We start from the raw sequence: 20,451 nt of genomic DNA on the forward strand, positions 1-20,451 counted from the left end.
AAAGCCTTGAAAATAAAGGGCTGGCACCCTGCCACTAAAAATTTGCAAAAAACCCCTCAAGCAAAGCCTCTTCACGACGATAACTATTACGTAGGTTCTCTAGGCCACACCAGGCGGTAGCCAGGGCCGGAAGCCGCAGTACCCATCCAACGAGGATTTCGTCATGGCTTTAACCGTAAACACCAACCTTGCTTCCTTGACCGTTCAGAACAACCTGAACAAAGCTTCCGGTAACTTGCAGACCTCCATGCAGCGCCTGTCCTCCGGCCTGCGTATCAACAGCGCTAAAGACGACGCTGCCGGCCTGCAAATTTCCAACCGTCTGACCAGCCAGATCAACGGCCTGGGCACTGCCATCAAGAACGCCGGTGACGGTATCTCCATCGCGCAAACGGCTGAAGGCGCGATGCAGGAATCCACCAACATCCTGCAGAAAATGCGTACCCTGGCTCTGGCTTCCGCGAACGGCTCGCCAAGCGCTGAAGACCGTAAGTCGAACAACGCTGAATACTCGGCTCTGACCGCTGAACTGACTCGTATTGCTACCACCACTACTTTCGGTGGTCGTAACCTGCTGGACGGTTCGTTCGGTACTACCGCATTCCAAGTGGGTGCAAACTCCAACCAGACCATTGACATGAGCCTGGGTAATGTTGCGGCCAACAACATTGGTTCGCAGCAACTGAAGAGCGTTGGCATTACGCCAGGCCTCGGCGTTACAGCTGGTGTAATCACTGTTAACGGCGGTGGTGATACCGGCACAGTTACCGTTAATACTGCTGACTCGGCCAAAGACATTGCCACCAAGTTCAACGGTGTTATCGGTGGTATGACTGCCAGTGCCAGCACTGAGGCCAATTTCACTTTCGACGCTACCAAAATTGACGCCGCCAAGCCAGCTAACTTCACCCTGAGCATCGGCGGTGCCGATGTTAGTTTCGTTGGTGTAACCAGCCAGGATGATTTGGCTGAACAACTGAAGTCAAACGCCGCTAAGCTGGGTATCAGTGTCGTTAATGATAAGGTCAACGGCCTGTCGATTAAGTCGGCAACCGGTGAAAACGTCACAGTTAAGTCCATTGACGCTGGTGACGTGGGCTCCGCCGGTATCAAGATTGCCACCAAAGATGCTAGCGGCACATACGGTACTGGAACCGATTTTGCTGCAGGTGTAATTGCTACGGGGGCTGTGAGCCTGAACTCCACCAGTGGCTATTCGTTGAGCAGTGCTGCCAACACTTCCGCGAAGGATCTGTTTGGTGCTGACTCTATTAGCTCGACAAAAACTAATGTTTCCGACACAAACGTCAGCACTGCAGCCAGCGCTCAGGACGCGATCGACGTGATCACCCAGGCGATCTCCAACATCGACTCTCAGCGTGCTGACCTCGGTGCGGTACAAAACCGTTTCGACAGCACCGTGGCTAACCTGCGCAGCATCTCGGACAACTCCACTGCTGCTCGTGGTGTGATCCAGGACGTTGACTTCGCGGCAGAAACTGCTCAGCTGACCAAGCAGCAAACCCTGCAACAGGCTTCCACCGCAATCCTGTCTCAGGCTAACCAGCTGCCATCGGCTGTGCTGAAGCTGCTGGGTTAATTCCGGCGCTTGATAACTGACGGAGGGGCGCGTTTACGCGCCCTTTTGTTTTTTCATGATCAGGAGATTAGGCATGGACATGAACGTCAAGTTGAACCAGTCCTATCCCGCTGTTACCCCTCAGAGCGTAACGCCGAACGTCACTGGAAAACCGGAGCAGCCCAAGACTGAAATAGCGAAGGCTGCAGCGGAGCCAAAGCGTGACGAGCTAGAGAAAGCTGTCACCGATATTCAGGAGTTTGTCCAGGCTGCTCAGCGCAATCTGGATTTTTCCATTGATGATTCCACTGGCCGCGTCGTGGTCAAGGTCATCGCCACCGAAACAGGTCTGGTAATTCGCCAGATCCCTTCGGAAGCTGCACTGAAACTGGCCCAGAGCCTGTCGGACGCCAGCAGTTTGTTGTTCAACGACAAGGTCTGAACTGGCATGAATTTTGTTGCTGCCACTTTTTAAGATGTTTGCGGTCAAGAAAACGGCAGCCGCTGGATAAGGAGAGAGATGATGGCGGGTACAACGGTCAGCGGTATTGGTTCGAACATCGATACCCAGGCGATTGTTAAGTCTTTGGTGGACTCCGAAAGAGCGCCGAAACAGACGCAGATCAACAATCAAACGCTGAAAGCAACTACCTCGCTGTCGTCGATCGGCAAAATCCAGGCGGCGCTGGATGCTTTCCGTGGTGCGATGGACAGCATGAAAACTGCCACCACCTTCAGTGGCCTGAATGGTTCGTCGTCTGATGAAAAAGTCGCAACCGTGTCCATAGGTGCTGGCGCGGCGGCCGGCAGTTTCTCATTGCTGGTCACCAAACTGGCCACGGCGTCGAAAATTTCCACCAAGGTCTTCGCCGACGGAGCATCTTCGGTAGTTAATGCCAGTGGTGCACCAACCAAGTTGTCCATCAAGCAGGGCGCAAATACGTTCGATGTCAGCGTTCCTGATGGTGCGACGTTGCAACAGGTCCGTGACTCGATCAATTCGCAGTACGCCAACCAAGGCTTGAGCGCCAACATTCTGACCGACGCCAATGGCTCTCGAATGGTACTGACCTCGAGCACCACGGGTGAGGATTCGGATTTGATCCTGACGGGAGACTCTGGTCTGGAAATCGGGACCTCTGTCCTTGCTACGCCACAAAATGCCGCGTACACGCTTGATGGCGTGTCGATGGTATCCAAAACCAATACCATTGCCGATGCCGTAAGCGGGATCACCGTCAAGCTGACGGGTGTATCTCCGGTTCCTTCCGGTGGTGGTGCAGCGACACCAGCCACTATTACGGTGGCTGCCAGCGGTTCTACGTTGAAATCTGCGGTCAAGGGTTTTGTCGATACCTATAACGCCCTGATCAAGGCTGCAAACGCTGAGACTCAAGTCACTACCAATGCCGATGGTTCAGTTACATCGGGTGCCCTCACAGGCGATGCATCGCTGCGCTCGTTGTTGTCGTCGGTGCGTACAGAGCTGAATGCGATGGGTGGCAGTGGGCAGATGAAGTCACTCGCTCAGTTTGGTGTCAAGACTGACCAGAAAACCGGAGCGCTATCAATCGATGACAAGTTGTTCGATGCAGCGGTCGCGACGAATGCCGCCGACATCAACGGGATCTTTTCAGGTGATACCGGATTGCTTGCGCGCATGAAGTCCGCAACCGACAGCTTCGCGCAGAAAAATACCGGGGTTTTTGCAGCGCGTTCCGCAAGCCTGACCGACAGTCTGAACGACCTGAAGAAGCAGCAGGATTCCCTCGATGCGCGGATGACCAGCCTGCAAGCGAGCCTCAGCGCCAAGTACACGGCCATGGACTCCCTGGTAGCCAGGCTGCGCGCCCAAAGCGACAGCATCATGACCACGCTCAATGCGCTGAACAATCCGAAGTCCGACTGATCCGGATCAGGCATAAAAACCCCAGGCAGGCTGTAATGACAGTGCTTGGTTTTTCTTTGGTAGTGGGGCCGCGTTAAAGTTATGTGTCGATCAGTCGACATAAAGATCAGAGCCTTCCCAATTTCAAGCTGTTGTCTGTCACGAGGTAGAACCATGAACCCCATGAGAGCCCTTCGCCAATATCAGAAGGTCAATTCCCATGCCCAGATCTCTGAAGCCAACCCCCATCGCCTGGTGCAGATGTTGATGGAGGGTGGTCTGGACCGCATGGCCCAAGCCAAAGGAGCCATGGAGCGGGGTGACATCGCACTCAAGGGGTTGATGATGGGTAAGGCCGTGGACATCATCATCGGCCTGCGTGATGGCTTGAACCCGGAAAAGACCGAAGATCCGGCTTCGCTGCAACAGCTCGACAACTTGTACGCCTACATGATGACCCGTCTGATGGAAGCCAATCGCGATAACAACGCGGCGATCATCGATGAGGTATCGGGTTTGCTCGAAACCCTCAAAAGCGGTTGGGATGCAATTGGTGGCCCACAGGCCTGACGGCCGAGGATGACGTCATGAGTCAAGCACTGCGGCGCATAGAAGAAACCCGAGAAGCCCTGATCGACGCCCTGGAGGCGCGCGACTGGGATGCCATTGGCGAGCTGGATACGGCTTGTCGCGAGTGCGTCGACGAGGTGCTCAGTGAAGCGCCGATCGACGAAGACGCGGTGCGCAGCAATCTGGAAGGGTTGTTGGCGGTGTACAAAGATTTATTGACGGCAACGATGGGCGAGCGTCAGGCAATAGTCGATGAGATGTCGCAGATGAACCAAGCACAAAAGGCATCAAAGGTTTACCATCTGTTTGGATAATTAACCCCAAGTTAATCCAGACATGTGCGCCATAAATTTGACTGTGCACGGTTTTTTGACTTAACTAGTGGCTGGTTCCAGAATTCAGTCGTCTTCAGGCATATCAGGCCTGCAAGCGTTTAGCTTGCCCCAGCATTTTGGGCATTGAGTTGACTAGGGAAGTTGCTATTGCATGTGGCGTGAAACCAAAATTCTGCTGATTGATGACGATAGCGTCCGCCGCCGCGACCTGGCGGTGATTTTAAATTTTCTCGGCGAAGAAAATTTACCCTGCGGTAGCCATGACTGGCAGCAGGCTGTCGGCTCTTTGTCGTCAAGTCGTGAAGTAATCTGTGTCCTGATCGGGACGGTCAATGCTCCTGGTGCACTTCTGGGCTTGCTAAAGACACTCTCGACCTGGGATGAGTTCCTTCCGGTTTTGTTAATGGGCGATAATTCTTCCATTGACCTGCCGGAGGATCAGCGTCGCCGGGTGCTTTCGACCCTCGAAATGCCGCCCAGCTACAGCAAGCTGCTCGATTCGCTGCACCGTGCCCAGGTCTATCGCGAGATGTACGACCAGGCCCGCGAGCGCGGTCGTCATCGCGAACCCAATCTTTTCCGCAGTCTTGTCGGCACCAGCCGGGCGATCCAGCACGTTCGCCAGATGATGCAGCAAGTTGCCGATACCGATGCCAGCGTGCTGATCCTCGGTGAGTCCGGCACCGGCAAGGAAGTGGTTGCGCGCAACCTGCATTACCATTCCAAGCGCCGCGAAGCGCCGTTCGTGCCGGTCAACTGCGGGGCGATCCCGGCCGAGTTGCTGGAAAGCGAATTGTTCGGTCATGAGAAGGGCGCCTTCACCGGGGCGATCACCAGCCGTGCCGGTCGATTCGAGCTGGCCAATGGCGGCACCCTGTTCCTCGATGAAATCGGCGACATGCCGCTGCCGATGCAGGTCAAGCTGCTGCGCGTATTGCAGGAGCGCACTTTCGAACGCGTGGGCAGCAACAAGACCCAGAGCGTCGACGTGCGCATCATTGCCGCGACCCACAAGAATCTCGAAAGCATGATCGAGATCGGCACCTTCCGCGAAGACCTGTACTACCGCCTGAATGTGTTCCCGATCGAGATGGCGCCGCTGCGCGAGCGCGTCGAGGACATTCCGCTGCTGATGAACGAGCTGATCTCGCGCATGGAACACGAGAAGCGCGGTTCGATCCGTTTCAACTCGGCGGCGATCATGTCGCTGTGCCGGCATGGTTGGCCGGGCAACGTCCGCGAACTGGCCAACCTGGTGGAACGCATGGCGATCATGCATCCATACGGCGTGATCGGCGTGGTCGAGCTGCCGAAGAAATTCCGCTACGTCGACGATGAAGACGAACAAATGGTCGACAGCCTGCGCACCGATCTGGAAGAGCGCGTGGCCATCAATGGTCATACGCAGGACTTCACGGCCAACGCCATGTTGCCGCCGGAGGGCCTGGACCTGAAGGACTACCTCGGTGGCCTGGAGCAAGGGTTGATTCAGCAGGCGCTGGATGATGCCAATGGCATCGTGGCCCGCGCGGCCGAGCGCCTGCGTATTCGTCGTACCACGCTGGTGGAAAAGATGCGCAAGTACGGCATGAGCCGTCGTGATGGAGACGAACAGGCGGAGGATTGACGCCTGTTTTTCAACTCATTCATTTATAAGAAGTTTTTTTTAGGCATGGGTATTGCTTTGCCCTCGCAACGTTCCGTTTCACTGACGGTCAGCCAAGCGAGAGAGCACCATGCCCCTATCCGCCCAGATATCTCCTGCCTCAGATGCTTTTGGGGATGCTTCGCGGCAGCCGTCGTCCGTAGAGCAGGCGAGCCGTCTGGGCCTTGAGCAGGCATTCGCGCTGTTCAATCAGATGTCCAGTCAGTTGACCGATTCCTACAGCATGCTCGAAGCCCGGGTCACCGAGCTCAAGGGTGAACTGGCGGTGGTCAGCGCCCAGCGCATGCAGGAGCTGGCGGAAAAAGAACGCCTGGCCAACCGCCTGCAAAATCTCCTTGATCTGTTGCCTGGCGGTGTCATCGTCATCGACGCCCAGGGCATCGTGCGCGAAGCCAATCCGGCGGCGTGCGAGTTGCTGGGCCTGCCGCTGGAAGGTGAATTGTGGCGCCACGTCATTGCCCGCTGCTTTGCGCCGCGTGAAGACGATGGCCATGAGGTCTCCCTCAAGGATGGGCGGCGTCTGTCGATTGCCACGCGCTCGCTGGACGCCGAGCCTGGCCAGTTGGTGTTGCTCAATGATCTGACCGAAACCCGCCATCTGCAGGATCAATTGGCTCGGCATGAGCGTCTGTCGTCGTTGGGGCGCATGGTCGCGTCCTTGGCTCATCAGATACGCACGCCGTTGTCCGCCGCGTTGCTGTACGCCAGTCATTTGACCGAGCAAGCGCTGCCGGTCGCTACCCAGCAGCGTTTTGCCGGGCGTCTCAAGGAGCGCCTGCACGAGCTCGAGCACCAGGTGCGCGACATGCTGGTGTTTGCTCGGGGTGAGTTGCCGCTGACCGACCGCGTAACCCCTGGCCAGCTGATGCAATCGCTGCAGGCGGCCGCACTGACCCATGTGCAGGATCTGCCGATCCGCTGGCAGTGCGACAGTCATTCGGGGGAGTTGCTGTGCAATCGCGACACCCTGGTCGGCGCGATCCTCAACCTGATCGAGAACGCCATTCAGGCCGGTGCCGGTCAACTGCGCCTGAAGATTCACCTCTACACCCGCGGCAACACCCTGCGCCTGTGTGTCAGTGACAGTGGCTCGGGTATCGATGCTGCGGTTCTGGCGCGATTGGGCGAACCTTTTTTTACCACCAAGGCCACCGGAACCGGCCTTGGCCTGACCGTGGTCAAGGCGGTGGCCCGTGCGCATCAGGGAGAATTGCAGCTGCGTTCGCGGCTCGGTCGCGGCACTTGCGCGCAGGTGATCCTGCCGCTGTTCAGTAACGCTCAGGGAGCGGAGTGACAGAGATGGGCATCAAGGTTCTGTTGGTCGAGGACGACCGTGCGTTGCGCGAGGCGCTGGCTGATACGCTGTTGCTCGCGGGGCACGATTACAAGGCGGTGGGTTCGGCGCAAGAGGCACTGGTAGCTGTCGGCGGCGAGGCCTTCAGCCTGGTGATCAGCGACGTCAACATGCCGGGCATGGACGGTCACCAGTTGCTGGGCCTGCTGCGAGCGCGGCAGCCGCAGTTGCCGGTGTTGCTGATGACGGCTCACGGTGCGGTCGAGCGTGCGGTCGATGCGATGCGCCAAGGGGCGGCGGACTACCTGGTCAAGCCATTCGAACCCAAGGCGTTGCTCGATCTGGTGGCGCGCCATGCCCTGGGCAGTCTTGGCCTGGCCGAAGGAGAGGGGCCGGTAGCGTTCGAGCCGGCCAGCGCGCAGTTGCTCGAGCTGGCGGCGCGGGTTGCGCGCAGTGATTCCACGGTGTTGATCTCGGGTGAGTCGGGCACGGGCAAGGAGGTGCTGGCGCGTTACATTCATCAGCATTCTCATCGCGCCAGTCAGCCATTCATTGCGATCAACTGCGCGGCGATCCCGGACAACATGCTTGAAGCGACCTTGTTCGGTCACGAGAAGGGTTCCTTTACCGGCGCCATTGCCGCGCAAGCCGGCAAGTTCGAGCAGGCCGACGGCGGCACCCTGCTGCTCGACGAAATTTCCGAAATGCCCCTGGGGCTCCAGGCCAAATTGCTGCGCGTGCTGCAGGAGCGCGAGGTCGAGAGGGTTGGGGCGCGTAAACCGATCGCGCTGGATATTCGCGTGGTCGCAACCACCAACCGCGACCTGGCGGGTGAAGTGGCGGCGGGGCGCTTTCGCGAAGACCTCTATTATCGCCTGTCGGTGTTTCCGCTGGCCTGGCGTCCGCTGCGCGAGCGCACCGCTGACATTCTGCCGTTGGCCGAGCGTCTGTTGGCCAGGCACGTCAACAAGATGAAGCATTCGGCTGCCAGGCTGTCGCCCGAGGCTCAGGCGTGCCTGATCGGTTATCCGTGGCCTGGTAACGTGCGTGAACTGGACAACGCGATTCAGCGCGCGCTGATTCTGCAACAGGGCGGTGTGATCCAGCCGCAGGACTTCTGCCTGGCCGGGCCGGTGGCCTGCGCTCCGTTGCCTGTGTCGGTTCCGGCGCGGCCTGTGGAGGCCGAATCCGAGCCGGCCGGTGCGCTGGGTGATGACCTGCGTCGCCGTGAGTTCCAGATGATCATCGATACCCTGCGCGCCGAGCGCGGTCGGCGCAAAGAAGCGGCCGAGCGCCTGGGGATCAGCCCGCGAACCCTGCGCTACAAGCTGGCGCAGATGCGCGATGCCGGCATGGATGTGGAAGCCTATCTGTTCGCCACTTGACCGCTAGCCTGCGCCTGAGCCCTGTAGGAGCGAGCCTGCTCGCGATGGTCGTTAACGATAACGCGGGGTTTCAGGATAAACACGTCGTTCTTGGGTCCATCGCGAGCTCGCTCCTACAGAAGATTGCGAGCTGATGAAGGCGTTTTGTTCAGCGTGGCCACGGAGCTGGCACCCTTGTTGCTAACACCTCATGACCCGCCGAGTGAGTGTCAAAAAATTGCGGGTCGTCAAAGAGAGAGACCATGAGCCAAGGTATTGAATTCAATCGGTTGATGCTGGATATGCGCGCCATGCAAATGGATGCCATGTCTGCGCCGAAAGCGACTGCCGTCCCTGAAGTGTCGGGCAGCAGCTTTTCCGACATGCTCGGCCAGGCCGTCAATAAAGTGAACGACACCCAGCAGGCTTCCACTCAGTTGGCCAGCGCCTTCGAAATCGGCAAAAGCGGCGTCGACCTGACAGACGTGATGATTTCCTCGCAGAAGGCCAGTGTGTCATTCCAGGCGTTGACCCAGGTGCGCAACAAGCTGGTACAGGCCTACCAAGACATCATGCAGATGCCGGTTTAAAGGACGAGATTGAGTCATGGCAGAAGCAGTCGCCGATAATGTTCCGGCCAAGGCCACTCCAACAGACGGCAAACCGCCGCTGTTCGGGTTGTCCTTCCTGGAAAACCTCTCCGAGATGACCATGTTGCGTCAGGTGGGCCTGTTGGTCGGGCTGGCGGCGAGCGTGGCGATTGGTTTTGCCGTGGTGTTGTGGTCTCAACAGCCGGACTACCGGCCTCTGTACGGCAGCCTTGCCGGCATGGACGCCAAGCAGGTCATGGATACCCTGGCCTCCGCCGATATTCCGTATACCGTCGAACCCAATTCCGGTGCCTTGCTGGTCAAGGCCGATGACCTGTCCCGTGCGCGACTCAAGCTCGCGGGCGCTGGTGTCACTCCCAGCGACGGCAACATCGGTTTTGAAATCCTCGACAAGGAACAGGGGCTCGGCACCAGCCAGTTCATGGAAGCGACCCGCTATCGTCGCGGCCTCGAAGGCGAGCTGGCCCGCACCATTTCCAGCCTGAACAACGTCAAGGGGGCCCGCGTGCACCTGGCGATCCCGAAGAGTTCGGTGTTCGTGCGCGACGAGCGCAAGCCGAGTGCTTCGGTTCTGGTTGAACTCTATTCCGGTCGCTCCCTCGAGCCAGGCCAGGTCGTGGCGATCATCAACCTGGTGGCGACCAGCGTTCCCGAGCTCAGCAAGTCGCAGATCACCGTCGTCGACCAGAAGGGCAACCTGCTCTCGGATCAGGCGGAGAACTCCGAGCTGACCATGGCCGGCAAGCAGTTCGACTACAGCCGTCGCATGGAAAGCATGCTCACCCAGCGCGTGCACAACATCCTGCAACCGGTGCTGGGCAACGATCGCTACAAAGCCGAAGTGTCCGCCGATGTGGACTTCAGTGCGGTCGAGTCGACTTCCGAGCAGTTCAATCCGGATCAACCGGCGTTGCGCAGCGAGCAGTCGGTCAACGAGCAGCGTACCGCCAGCAATGGTCCGCAAGGCGTGCCGGGTGCCTTGAGCAACCAGCCGCCATCGCCGGCCTCCGCGCCGCAGACCACGGGCGGCACAGCGGGTGCAGCTGGCATGGTGCAACCGGGCCAGCCACTGGTTGATGCCAATGGCCAGCAAATCATGGACCCGGCCACCGGTCAGCCGATGCTTGCTCCGTACCCGGCGGACAAGCGTCAGCAATCGACCAGGAACTTCGAACTCGACCGTTCCATCAGTCACACCAAACAGCAGCAGGGCCGGTTGAATCGCCTGTCGGTGTCGGTGGTGGTCGATGATCAGGTCAAGATCAACCCGGCCAACGGGGAAACCACCCGTGCGCCGTGGACCGCCGATGAATTGGCGCGCTTCACTCGCCTGGTTCAGGACGCGGTCGGCTTCGATGCCAGCCGGGGTGACAGCGTCAGTGTGATCAACATGCCGTTCTCCGCCGAGCGCGGTGAAGTGATTGCCGATATTCCGTTCTACTCCCAGCCGTGGTTCTGGGACATCGTCAAGCAAGTGCTGGGTGTGCTGTTCATTCTGGTGCTGGTGTTCGGTGTGTTGCGTCCGGTGCTCAACAACATCACCGGTGGCGGTACCGGCAAGCAACTGACCGGTATCGGCAGTGATATTGAGTTGGGCGGCCTGGGTGGCCTGGATGGCGAGTTGGCCAACGACCGCATCAGCCTTGGCGGTCCGCAAAGCATTCTGCTACCGAGCCCGAGCGAAGGCTATGACGCTCAGTTGAACGCAATCAAGAGTCTGGTGGCAGAAGACCCGGGTCGGGTGGCCCAGGTCGTGAAAGAGTGGATTAACGCAGATGAGTGATAACCGAGCCGTTGCCGCCAAACTGTCCAAGGTCGACAAAGCCGCAATCCTGTTGCTGTCCCTGGGTTCCACCGACGCGGCCCAGGTGCTGCGCCACATGGGGCCCAAAGAGGTTCAGCGCGTGGGTGTGGCCATGGCCCAGATGGGTAATGTGCACCGCGAGCAGGTCGAGCAGGTGATGAGCGAATTCATCGATATCGTCGGCGACCAGACCAGCCTGGGCGTCGGCTCCGACGACTATGTGCGCAAAATGCTCACCCAGGCCCTGGGCGAAGACAAGGCCAACGGCCTGATCGACCGCATCCTGCTCGGTGGCAACACCAGCGGCCTCGACAGCCTGAAGTGGATGGAGCCGCGCGCCGTCGCTGACGTGATCCGTTATGAGCACCCGCAGATCCAGGCGATCGTGGTGGCCTACCTCGATCCGGACCAGGCCGGTGAAGTGCTCGGCAACTTCGACCACAAGGTGCGGCTGGACATCATCCTGCGCGTGTCCTCGCTGAACACCGTGCAACCGGCGGCCCTGAAGGAACTCAACCAGATTCTCGAGAAGCAGTTCTCCGGCAACTCGAATGCCTCGCGCACCACCCTGGGTGGCATCAAGCGCGCGGCGGACATCATGAACTTCCTCGACAGCTCGATCGAAGGCCAGCTCATGGATTCGATCCGCGAAGTCGACGAAGACCTGTCCGGTCAGATCGAAGACCTCATGTTCGTGTTCAACAACCTGGCCGATGTCGATGACCGCGGCATCCAGGCGCTGCTCCGCGAGGTGTCCTCCGACGTGCTGGTGCTGGCCCTCAAGGGGTCGGACGAAAGCGTCAAGGAGAAGATCTTCAAGAACATGTCCAAGCGTGCCGCCGAACTGTTGCGCGACGACCTGGAAGCCAAGGGCCCGGTGCGTGTCAGCGACGTGGAAACCGCGCAGAAGGAAATCCTCACCATCGCCCGCCGTATGGCCGAAGCCGGAGAAATCGTTCTCGGCGGCAAGGGCGGCGAGGAAATGATCTAACACCATGGTCAAGAATGATGATGCCCCCACTGACCTGATCCGGGCCAGGGATGTCAGTGGCTTCGATACCTGGGCGTTGCCCAGTTTCGACCCGCCTGCACCCGAGCCCGAGCCGGAGCCTGAGCCCGAGCCGCCTGAAATGGAGGAAGTGCCGCTGGAGGAAGTCCAGCCACTGACCCTCGAAGAGCTCGAAAGCATTCGCCAGGAAGCCTACAACGAAGGTTTCGCGGTGGGTGAGAAAGAAGGTTTCCACAGCACCACACTCAAGGTCCGTCAGGAAGCCGAAGTGGCCCTGACTGCCAAGATCGCGGCGCTGGAGCAATTGATGTCCCATCTGTTCCAGCCCATCGCCGAACAGGACACTCAGATCGAAAAGTCCCTGGTCGACCTCGTGCAGCACATCACCCGACAGGTGATCCAGCGCGAACTGGCCATCGACTCGACGCAGATCGAACACGTCATGCGCGAGGCGCTGAAGCTCTTGCCGCTGGGCGTGGGCAATGTGCGGCTGTACATCAACCCGCAGGATTTCGAACAGGTCAAAGCCCTGCGCGAACGCCATGAAGAAACCTGGCGCATCGTCGAAGACGAGTCGTTGTTGCCGGGCGGTTGCCGGGTCGAGACAGAACACAGTCGCATCGACGCCACGGTGGAAACCCGCGTCGCGCGGGTGATGGACAAGCTGTTCGATCAGTTGCACGAGCAGGCCTTGCACCCGGCTGCGCCTGACCTGAGTCTGGAACTGCCGGTCGGCAGCAAGCCTGCGGTCGCTCCGGCTCCGGATGTCCCCGATGCGCCTTGAACGTACCAGCTTCGCCAAGCGCCTGGGCAGCTACGCCGAGGCCACGGGACTGGAGGGCGCACCGATCCTCGAAGGCCGCCTGCTGCGCATGGTCGGCCTGACCCTCGAAGCCGAAGGCCTGCGTGCCGCCATGGGCAGCCGCTGCATGGTCATCAATGACGACAGCTATCACCCGGTGCAGGTGGAAGCCGAGGTCATGGGCTTCTCTGGCAGCAAAGTCTTTCTGATGCCGGTCGGCAGTGTCGCCGGCATCGCACCCGGTGCCCGAGTGGTGCCCCTGGCCGATACCGGTCGCCTGCCCATGGGCATGAGCATGCTTGGAAGGGTGCTCGACGGTGCCGGTCGCGCACTGGACGGCAAGGGCGGGATGAAGGCCGAAGACTGGGTGCCGATGGACGGCCCGACCATCAACCCGCTCAAGCGCGAGCCGATCAGCGAGCCGCTTGACGTAGGCATCCGTTGCATCAACGGCATGTTGACGGTCGGCCGCGGCCAGCGGCTCGGCCTGTTTGCCGGTACCGGTGTCGGTAAATCGGTGTTGCTGGGGATGATGACGCGCTTTACCGAGGCCGACATTATCGTCGTCGGCCTGATCGGTGAGCGGGGCCGTGAGGTCAAGGAATTCATCGAGCACATCCTCGGTGAAGAAGGACTCAAGCGTTCAGTGGTGGTGGCGTCCCCGGCGGACGATGCGCCGCTGATGCGACTGCGCGCCGCCATGTATTGCACGCGCATCGCCGAATATTTCCGCGACAAGGGCAAGAACGTCCTGTTGCTGATGGATTCCCTGACCCGTTTTGCCCAGGCCCAGCGGGAAATCGCCCTGGCCATCGGCGAGCCACCGGCGACCAAGGGCTATCCGCCCTCGGTGTTCGCCAAACTGCCGAAACTGGTGGAGCGGGCCGGCAACGCAGAGAAGGGCGGCGGTTCGATCACCGCGTTCTACACCGTGCTGTCCGAAGGCGACGACCAGCAGGACCCGATTGCCGACTCGGCACGGGGTGTACTCGACGGACACATCGTGCTCTCCCGGCGCCTGGCCGAGGAAGGACATTACCCGGCCATCGATATCGAAGCGTCCATCAGCCGGGTCATGCCGGCGGTGGTGTCGCCGGAGCACATGACCCGTGCGCAATACTTCAAGCAATTGTGGTCGCGTTATCAGCAGAGTCGTGACCTGATCAGCGTCGGCGCCTATGTCGCCGGTGGCGATCGCGAGACCGACCTGGCGATTTCCCTGCAACCGCAATTGGTCAAATACCTGCGTCAGGGCCTCAACGACAGCATCAGCCTGGGTGAAAGCGAAGCGTATCTGGCCTCGATCTTCGCGCCCGCGGCGGGCGGGTAAGCGGTCATGGCCCAGAGTCGGGCAGGCAGGCTGGCGCCGGTGGTGGAAATGGCCGAAAAGGCCGAGAAAACCGCGGTCCAGCGCCTGGGGCACTTTCAAGGGCAGGTGCGCCTGGCGCAAAGCAAGCTCGCCGACCTCGAAGCCTTCCGTCTCGACTATCAGGAACAATGGATCGTACGCGGCAGCGGCGGCGTCTCGGGCCAATGGTTGCTGGGTTATCAGGGCTTCCTGGCGCAACTGGGCACGGCCATCGACCAGCAGCGGCAAAGCCTGGCCTGGCATCAAAACAACCTGAACAAGGCCCGGGAAACCTGGCAGCAGGCATTTGCCCGGGTCGAAGGCCTGCGCAAGCTGGTTCAGCGCTATGCCGATGAGGCGCGGGCGCTCGAAGACCGGCGCGAACAGAAATTGCTCGATGAACTGTCCCAGCGCTTGCCACGGCAGGATCAGCATTGAATCGGGTGGACCGCGTTATCGTTCATCGCGGGCAAGCCACGCTCCCACAGGATTCGCGCCGCTTCCAGCCTTGCCCCAACCTCTACCAACTGCTAAACCTTGTACAAGCAGGTTTACAAATGACAAGGAAGCCATGACATGCCAGTTGTTACAGAAGTCTCACCCGATGGGCAAAAGCTGACGATATCGGTCAAGGGTCGTTTCGATTTCGCCAAGCATCAGGAATTTCGTCAGTCCTACGAAGATAAACAGCTATCGGCGGTTGTGGTCGACCTGAAAGACGCCACTTACCTCGACAGCTCGGCCTTGGGCATGCTGCTTTTGCTGCGCGATCACGCCGGTGGCGATGATTCCGACATCCGCGTGGTCAACAGCAGTACCGACGTGCGCAAAATCCTCGCCATCTCCAACTTCGACAAACTGTTCGACATCAGTTGATTGCCATGCAGCCACTGGAGCCGCTGACGATCCTGATTGCCGAGGACAGCGCCGCCGATCGCCTGCTGTTGGCGAGCATCCTGCGCCGCCAGGGGCACCAAGTGCTGACGGCGGCCAACGGCGCCGAAGCGGTCGACGCGTTTCGCGAGCAACAGCCGCACCTGGTGTTGATGGATGCGATGATGCCGGTCATGGACGGCTTCGAGGCGGCCCGGCAGATCAAGGCCCTGGCCGGGGAAACCCTGGTGCCGATCATCTTCCTCACGTCCTTGTCCGAAAGCGAGGCGCTGGCCCGTTGTCTGGAGGTCGGCGGCGACGACTTTCTGGCGAAGCCTTATAACCAGGTGATTCTCGCGGCCAAGATCAAGGCGATGGATCGCTTGCGGCGCTTGCAGGACACTGTTCTGCAGCAGCGTGACCAGATCGCCAGGCACCACGACTACCTGCTCAACGAGCAGCGCGTGGCCAAGGCGGTTTTCGACAAGGTGGCGCACGCCGGCTGCCTGAACGCCGCGCCGAATATCCGTTATCTGCAATCGCCCTATGCGCTGTTCAATGGCGACCTGTTGCTGGCCGCGTTCACCCCGGCCGGCGACATGCACGTAATGTTGGGTGACTTCACCGGCCACGGTCTGCCGGCGGCTGTGGGCGCCATGCCCCTGGCCGAAGTCTTTTACGGGATGACCGCCAAGGGCTATGGCCTGGCGGAAACCCTGCGCGAAATGAATGCCAAGCTAAAGCGCATCCTGCCGGTGGACATGTTCTGCTGCGCCACGATGCTGTGCCTGAGTTTTCAGCGTCGTTCGGTGGAGGTCTGGAACGGTGGAATGCCCGACGGTTACCTGCATCGCATTGCCAGTGGCGAGCGTACGCCTCTGCCGGCTCGGCACTTGCCTTTGGGGGTGCTGAGCCCGGAATCCTTCGATGAGCGCACCGAAGTGTTTCCCATGGCGCTCGGGGATCGGGTGTTTCTCTTGTCCGATGGGGTGATCGACACCTGCGGCGCCAATGAACAGTTGTTTGGCGTGCAGCGATTGCAGCAGGTGTTCGCCGCCAATCGTCAGCCGGATGCGCTGTTCGAAGAGATCGAGCAGGCGCTGCGCGATTTCGGTGGTGAGGCGCGCGACGATGTCAGCATGGTCGAAATCAGCCTGCTGGAGCCGGAACAGATCACGCCGCCGACGTTGGTTTACTCCGACAGCGGCCAGTCGTGCCCGCTGGACTGGTCGGTAAGCTTCGAGTTCCGCGCCGCCACGCTCAAGCGATTCAATCCCTTGCCCTATCTGCTGCAGTTGCTGCTTGAGGTTCATGGTCTGCGGGCTCAGAGCGGTGCGCTCTACAGTGTATTGGCGGAGCTCTATTCCAACGCGCTGGAGCACGGCGTGCTGGGGCTGGATTCGAGCCTCAAGCGCAATGCCTCGGGTTTTGCGCGATATTATCAAGAGCGCAATGCCCGGCTCGGCGGGCTGCAGGAAGGCTACGTGCGGGTACATTTGCAGGTGGCACCGACAGACGATGGCGGTTGCCTGACGATTCAGGTCGAAGACAGCGGCGAGGGGTTCGATGTCGAGCGGGTGATGGAAAGGCCATTGGACGCCATCCGCCTGTCGGGACGCGGGATCAGTTTGATCCGCCAATTGGGGCGGAACGCCCGCTGGACCGACAATGGTCGAAGTGCACGCGTGGAGTTTATCTGGGAGGCTCTGGCATAATCCGCGCATTCTTGATCAAGGAGTGAGCAAGTGGACGACGACACACATGTGGATCGCAACGTACTGAGTGCATTGCGCGAAGTGATGGAAGAGGGTTATCCGGAGCTGCTGGATATCTTTCTTGCGGACTCTGAAGAGCGCCTGAAAGCCTTGAGAGCGGCTGACAGTGCCGCACTACTGGTTGAAACCGCCCATAGCTTCAAGGGTAGCAGCAGTAATATGGGCGCCCTCAGGCTGACCGAGCTCTGCCGCCAGCTTGAGCAGCAGGCCGCCAGTTTGCCATGTGCGGCTGTTCTGGAACTGGTCGGCAAAATCGACCGTGAGTTCGCCGGTATCCGCCCTCTGTACGAAGCTGAGCGACAGCGTTGCCCGGCGAAAATCTGAGCAAGCGCTGCTTTTGGTCTCTATCGAGTGAAACTGGCTCGACCTTTGCAGTTATCTAACCCAACTGTACTTACGAGCCCTGTGCAGCGGAGACCGTTTCATGCCCGTTACCCCCAATATTCTGCTTCAGGCCTCCAGGCAGGCCAAGACTCAGGCTGCCTCCGCCAATTCCCCGGCAGTGGCCGCAGAGCCCGGGGACAAGGCTGCAAGCTTCGCCCATGTCTACGCCAATCAGGCCCAAAACAAGTCCAACGCGTTGGCGGATGCTCCGATCCCTGATCGTGACAAGGTCGCCGGTGTCAGCGCAAAGAAAGGCGCTGGCGACGACAAGTCTGCCGCCGCGGAGCCGGTGGTTGCCGATGGCGGCAAATCCTTGCCTGCCGACAAGTCGGTGCAGGCTGACGACAAGGCCGCCGGCGATGATGCATCAGAGGCCGACCCGGCTCAGGTCGTCGATGCCGCGCCGGTCGATCCGTCGCTGGATCCTGCATTGCAGCAAGCCATGCCGCCAGTGGTGTCAGCGCCAGCAACGCCCGCGGTAGCCGATGCGGTGCAGCCAACGGTTGAAGCACCGGTTGCTGCGGCGATCGCGGCTACGAGCGTTTCGGCGCCGACCAGCGCTGACGGCGATTTCGATCCCGAGGCCGATCCACTCGACGCCCTGCCGGCGTTACGCCTGGCGATGGAGCAGAGCGGTCACGTGTCGGCTTCCAGTCAGGCGCAGCCAAAGGCGGCACCGACACAAACTGATGGCGAGCAGACGTCGGCGCAAAACTTTGCCGCCGGCATGGCGACCATGCTGGAGGTTCAGGCCGACAAGGACAGTACCGGCAACGGTGACGACAAGGCTTTCAGTGGGTTGATCGATGACGGTCTGAAGGATCTCAAGTCTGCTGGCAGCGACACCCGTGTCGACGATTTCGCCAACCGTCTGGCCGCGCTGACCCAGGCGGCCACACCGAAGACCGCCAATGCCTTGCCGGTGAACCAGCCAATCGCCATACACCAGAGCGGCTGGACCGAAGAGGTGGTGAACCGGGTCATGTACCTGTCCAGCGCCAACCTCAAGGCCGCGGACATCCAGTTGCAACCCGCGGAACTGGGGCGTCTGGACATTCGGGTGAACATGGTTCCCGATCAGCAGACCCAGGTCACGTTCATGAGTGCGCATCCGGGCGTCCGTGAGGCGCTGGACAGCCAGGTCCATCGCTTGCGCGACATGTTTGCGCAGCAGGGCATGGGGCAGGTCGATGTCAACGTTTCGGACCAGTCCCGTGGTTCACAACAAGGGCAGGACCAAGCCCGGCAAAGCCAGGCCGGGCGGGCCAGCGCCAGCGGCGGCCGTATCGATTCAATGGATGATGACCTGACGCCGGGCGTCGCTGAAGTGGCTGCCAATACCACCAGCGTGATCGGCTCCAGCGCGGTCGATTACTACGCCTGACGAACACAACACCTAACCCTGTGGGAGCGAGCTTGCTCGCGATGAGGGCCTGGCAGTCAAGTTTTCATCGACTGTCACGCCGCCATCGCGAGCAAGCTCGCTCCCACAGTGGCTTTGTGGTGATCTTCCGACCGAAGCCGGTCCGCCCATCTCTCCCGACACTTCTGGCATAACACTTGCTCTTCCCTTGCCGTGCGACTGTGAAACCCCGAATAGTGACGGATTATTGGCATGGCGAAGAGCGACGCAGCAGTAAAAGACCCCGCAACCAAAGGCAAACTCAAGTTGATCATCCTGGTCGTGGTGGCCCTGCTGCTGGCGATCGGTGTGTCCGTGGGCGCGACCTGGTATTTCATGCACAGCGCTCAGAGCAAGCCTGCCGCCGACGTAGCGCAAACCGCTCCCGTCGGCAAACAGCCGGCTGTTTTCGAGTCGATGGCGCCGGCTTTCGTGGCCAACTTCAACCAGAACGGCCGCCAGCGCTACATGCAGGTGAGCATCACCATGCTCGCGCGCAATCAGGCGGATCTGGAGGCGCTCAAGGTCCACATGCCGGTGATCCGCAATAACCTGGTCATGCTGTTCTCCGGGCAGGACTTTGCGACCCTCGCGTCGCCGGTCGGTCAGGAAATGCTGCGGCAGAAGGCCACCGCCAGCGTCCAGGAAGTGGCGCAGAAAGAGCTTGGCAAAGTGGTGATCGAACAGTTGCTTTTCACTAATTTCGTACTGCAGTAGGAACACGACATGGCCGTGCAGGACCTGCTGTCCCAGGATGAGATCGACGCGCTGCTGCATGGCGTCGACGATGGTCTGGTACAGACCGAAAACGCTGGCGAACCCGGCGCCGTCAAAAGCTACGACCTGACCAGTCAGGATCGCATCGTCCGTGGACGCATGCCGACCCTGGAAATGATCAACGAGCGTTTCGCTCGTTATACCCGCATCAGCATGTTCAACATGCTGCGTCGTTCGGCGGACGTAGCGGTGGGTGGCGTGCAGGTGATGAAGTTCGGCGAATACGTGCACTCGCTGTACGTGCCGACCAGCCTCAACCTGGTCAAGATCAAACCTCTGCGTGGCACCGCGCTGTTCATCCTCGACGCCAAGCTGGTGTTCAAGCTGGTGGACAACTTCTTCGGTGGCGATGGCCGGCACGCCAAGATCGAAGGGCGTGAATTCACCCCGACCGAACTGCGTGTGGTGCGCATGGTGCTGGAGCAGGCGTTCGTCGATCTGAAGGAAGCCTGGCAGGCGATCATGGAAGTCAACTTCGAGTACATCAACTCCGAAGTGAACCCGGCCATGGCCAACATCGTCGGCCCGAGCGAAGCCATTGTGGTGTCGACCTTCCACATCGAACTCGATGGCGGTGGCGGCGACCTGCACGTGACCATGCCGTACTCGATGATCGAGCCGGTGCGCGAGATGCTCGACGCCGGCTTCCAGTCGGACCTCGACGACCAGGACGAGCGCTGGGTCAACGCCCTGCGCCAGGACGTGCTGGACGTCGACGTGCCGATCGGTGCGACGGTGGCCCGTCGTCAGTTACGCCTGCGCGACATCCTGCACATGCAGCCGGGGGATGTGATCCCGGTCGACATGCCGGAAGAAATGATCATGCGCGCCAACGGCGTACCGGCCTTCAAGGTCAAGATGGGCTCGCACAAGGGCAACCTGGCGTTGCAAGTGATCGAGCCGATCGAGCGCCGTTGACCGGCGCTCCTACCCATTCGCGACTAACCGAATTCTGAACTTTTGCTCGCCG

20 protein-coding genes are annotated in these 20,451 nt (G+C 60.1%); all 20 read left to right on the forward strand.

The window, feature by feature from the left end:
• Positions 1–163 precede the first annotated feature (163 nt).
• The 20 genes from PMI26_RS13320 to fliM all read left to right on the forward strand — a co-directional run bounded on the left by PMI26_RS13320 (position 164) and on the right by fliM (position 20,399).
• The gene (locus PMI26_RS13320; protein WP_007975324.1) at positions 164–1,600 is read left to right on the forward strand and encodes a flagellin N-terminal helical domain-containing protein; all 1,437 of its coding nucleotides are present in this window, start codon (positions 164–166) and stop codon (positions 1,598–1,600) included.
• 73 nt (positions 1,601–1,673) lie between these two features.
• On the forward strand, positions 1,674–2,021 hold the full coding sequence (locus PMI26_RS13315) for a flagellar protein FlaG (protein ID WP_007975325.1): 348 nt from the start codon (positions 1,674–1,676) through the stop codon (positions 2,019–2,021).
• Positions 2,022–2,102: 81 nt separating this feature from the next.
• Positions 2,103–3,488 (forward strand): flagellar filament capping protein FliD, encoded by a 1,386-nt coding sequence (fliD, locus tag PMI26_RS13310; RefSeq protein WP_007975326.1) that lies wholly within the window; start codon positions 2,103–2,105, stop codon positions 3,486–3,488.
• A 153-nt stretch (positions 3,489–3,641) separates the two neighbouring features.
• On the forward strand, positions 3,642–4,037 hold the full coding sequence (gene fliS / locus PMI26_RS13305; protein ID WP_007975327.1) for a flagellar export chaperone FliS: 396 nt from the start codon (positions 3,642–3,644) through the stop codon (positions 4,035–4,037).
• 17 nt (positions 4,038–4,054) lie between these two features.
• Positions 4,055–4,351 carry a flagellar protein FliT gene (fliT, locus tag PMI26_RS13300; protein WP_007975329.1) on the forward strand — a complete coding sequence of 99 codons (297 nt, stop codon included), beginning with the start codon at positions 4,055–4,057 and terminating at the stop codon, positions 4,349–4,351.
• 172 nt (positions 4,352–4,523) lie between these two features.
• Entirely contained in the window at positions 4,524–5,999 is a 1,476-nt protein-coding gene (locus PMI26_RS13295; RefSeq protein WP_007975331.1) for a sigma-54 dependent transcriptional regulator, read from the forward strand.
• 127 nt (positions 6,000–6,126) lie between these two features.
• Complete coding sequence (locus PMI26_RS13290) at positions 6,127–7,332, forward strand: sensor histidine kinase (RefSeq protein WP_162130285.1); 1,206 nt, start codon at positions 6,127–6,129, stop codon at positions 7,330–7,332.
• Positions 7,333–7,337: 5 nt separating this feature from the next.
• Positions 7,338–8,717 carry a sigma-54-dependent response regulator transcription factor FleR gene (gene fleR, locus PMI26_RS13285; RefSeq protein ID WP_007975334.1) on the forward strand — a complete coding sequence of 460 codons (1,380 nt, stop codon included), beginning with the start codon at positions 7,338–7,340 and terminating at the stop codon, positions 8,715–8,717.
• A 242-nt stretch (positions 8,718–8,959) separates the two neighbouring features.
• Complete coding sequence (gene fliE / locus PMI26_RS13280) at positions 8,960–9,286, forward strand: flagellar hook-basal body complex protein FliE (RefSeq protein ID WP_007975335.1); 327 nt, start codon at positions 8,960–8,962, stop codon at positions 9,284–9,286.
• Positions 9,287–9,302: 16 nt separating this feature from the next.
• Positions 9,303–11,090 (forward strand): flagellar basal-body MS-ring/collar protein FliF, encoded by a 1,788-nt coding sequence (gene fliF / locus PMI26_RS13275; protein WP_007975336.1) that lies wholly within the window; start codon positions 9,303–9,305, stop codon positions 11,088–11,090.
• Entirely contained in the window at positions 11,083–12,102 is a 1,020-nt protein-coding gene (gene fliG / locus PMI26_RS13270; protein ID WP_007975337.1) for a flagellar motor switch protein FliG, read from the forward strand. Before fliF ends, fliG begins: the two co-directional genes overlap by 8 nt.
• Positions 12,103–12,106: 4 nt before the next feature.
• On the forward strand, positions 12,107–12,904 hold the full coding sequence (gene fliH / locus PMI26_RS13265; RefSeq protein ID WP_007975339.1) for a flagellar assembly protein FliH: 798 nt from the start codon (positions 12,107–12,109) through the stop codon (positions 12,902–12,904).
• Positions 12,894–14,252: a flagellar protein export ATPase FliI gene (gene fliI / locus PMI26_RS13260; RefSeq protein WP_007975340.1), complete on the forward strand. Its 1,359-nt coding sequence runs from the start codon at positions 12,894–12,896 to the stop codon at positions 14,250–14,252. Before fliH ends, fliI begins: the two co-directional genes overlap by 11 nt.
• Positions 14,253–14,258: 6 nt before the next feature.
• Positions 14,259–14,708, forward strand: a complete 450-nt coding sequence (gene fliJ, locus PMI26_RS13255; protein WP_007975341.1) for a flagellar export protein FliJ — start codon at positions 14,259–14,261, stop codon at positions 14,706–14,708.
• A gap of 138 nt (positions 14,709–14,846) precedes the next feature.
• On the forward strand, positions 14,847–15,146 hold the full coding sequence (locus PMI26_RS13250; RefSeq protein ID WP_007975342.1) for an STAS domain-containing protein: 300 nt from the start codon (positions 14,847–14,849) through the stop codon (positions 15,144–15,146).
• A 5-nt stretch (positions 15,147–15,151) separates the two neighbouring features.
• A complete protein-coding gene (locus tag PMI26_RS13245; RefSeq protein ID WP_007975343.1) occupies positions 15,152–16,858 on the forward strand; it encodes an ATP-binding SpoIIE family protein phosphatase in 1,707 nt (568 codons plus the stop codon).
• Between the two features lie 84 nt (positions 16,859–16,942).
• Positions 16,943–17,242 (forward strand): Hpt domain-containing protein, encoded by a 300-nt coding sequence (locus PMI26_RS13240; protein WP_050549214.1) that lies wholly within the window; start codon positions 16,943–16,945, stop codon positions 17,240–17,242.
• Between the two features lie 100 nt (positions 17,243–17,342).
• Positions 17,343–18,686, forward strand: a complete 1,344-nt coding sequence (locus PMI26_RS13235) for a flagellar hook-length control protein FliK (RefSeq protein ID WP_007975345.1) — start codon at positions 17,343–17,345, stop codon at positions 18,684–18,686.
• A 231-nt stretch (positions 18,687–18,917) separates the two neighbouring features.
• A complete protein-coding gene (gene fliL / locus PMI26_RS13230) occupies positions 18,918–19,421 on the forward strand; it encodes a flagellar basal body-associated protein FliL (protein ID WP_007975347.1) in 504 nt (167 codons plus the stop codon).
• 9 nt (positions 19,422–19,430) lie between these two features.
• Complete coding sequence (gene fliM / locus PMI26_RS13225) at positions 19,431–20,399, forward strand: flagellar motor switch protein FliM (RefSeq protein WP_007975348.1); 969 nt, start codon at positions 19,431–19,433, stop codon at positions 20,397–20,399.
• The last annotated feature ends 52 nt before the right edge of the window (positions 20,400–20,451 follow it).

Origin of the sequence: Pseudomonas sp. GM33 (assembly GCF_000282295.1) — a bacterium.
Lineage (GTDB): Bacteria > Pseudomonadota > Gammaproteobacteria > Pseudomonadales > Pseudomonadaceae > Aquipseudomonas > Aquipseudomonas laurylsulfatiphila.

Excerpts from the sequence above, each read along its gene's own strand:
- fliD (WP_007975326.1), top strand. The coding sequence starts at position 2,103 with ATGGCGGGTACAACGGTCAGCGGTATTGGTTCGAACATCGATACCCAG.
- fliH (WP_007975339.1), top strand. The coding sequence starts at position 12,107 with ATGGTCAAGAATGATGATGCCCCCACTGACCTGATCCGGGCCAGGGAT.
- PMI26_RS13320 (WP_007975324.1), top strand. The coding sequence starts at position 164 with ATGGCTTTAACCGTAAACACCAACCTTGCTTCCTTGACCGTTCAGAAC.
- fliF (WP_007975336.1), top strand. The coding sequence starts at position 9,303 with ATGGCAGAAGCAGTCGCCGATAATGTTCCGGCCAAGGCCACTCCAACA.
- fliE (WP_007975335.1), top strand. The coding sequence starts at position 8,960 with ATGAGCCAAGGTATTGAATTCAATCGGTTGATGCTGGATATGCGCGCC.
- PMI26_RS13295 (WP_007975331.1), top strand. The coding sequence starts at position 4,524 with ATGTGGCGTGAAACCAAAATTCTGCTGATTGATGACGATAGCGTCCGC.
- PMI26_RS13235 (WP_007975345.1), top strand. The coding sequence starts at position 17,343 with ATGCCCGTTACCCCCAATATTCTGCTTCAGGCCTCCAGGCAGGCCAAG.
- PMI26_RS13315 (WP_007975325.1), top strand. The coding sequence starts at position 1,674 with ATGGACATGAACGTCAAGTTGAACCAGTCCTATCCCGCTGTTACCCCT.
- PMI26_RS13250 (WP_007975342.1), top strand. The coding sequence starts at position 14,847 with ATGCCAGTTGTTACAGAAGTCTCACCCGATGGGCAAAAGCTGACGATA.
- fliM (WP_007975348.1), top strand. The coding sequence starts at position 19,431 with ATGGCCGTGCAGGACCTGCTGTCCCAGGATGAGATCGACGCGCTGCTG.
- PMI26_RS13240 (WP_050549214.1), top strand. The coding sequence starts at position 16,943 with ATGGAAGAGGGTTATCCGGAGCTGCTGGATATCTTTCTTGCGGACTCT.
- fliI (WP_007975340.1), top strand. The coding sequence starts at position 12,894 with ATGCGCCTTGAACGTACCAGCTTCGCCAAGCGCCTGGGCAGCTACGCC.
- fliT (WP_007975329.1), top strand. The coding sequence starts at position 4,055 with ATGAGTCAAGCACTGCGGCGCATAGAAGAAACCCGAGAAGCCCTGATC.
- fliS (WP_007975327.1), top strand. The coding sequence starts at position 3,642 with ATGAACCCCATGAGAGCCCTTCGCCAATATCAGAAGGTCAATTCCCAT.
- fliL (WP_007975347.1), top strand. The coding sequence starts at position 18,918 with ATGGCGAAGAGCGACGCAGCAGTAAAAGACCCCGCAACCAAAGGCAAA.
- fleR (WP_007975334.1), top strand. The coding sequence starts at position 7,338 with ATGGGCATCAAGGTTCTGTTGGTCGAGGACGACCGTGCGTTGCGCGAG.
- fliG (WP_007975337.1), top strand. The coding sequence starts at position 11,083 with ATGAGTGATAACCGAGCCGTTGCCGCCAAACTGTCCAAGGTCGACAAA.
- fliJ (WP_007975341.1), top strand. The coding sequence starts at position 14,259 with ATGGCCCAGAGTCGGGCAGGCAGGCTGGCGCCGGTGGTGGAAATGGCC.
- PMI26_RS13245 (WP_007975343.1), top strand. The coding sequence starts at position 15,152 with ATGCAGCCACTGGAGCCGCTGACGATCCTGATTGCCGAGGACAGCGCC.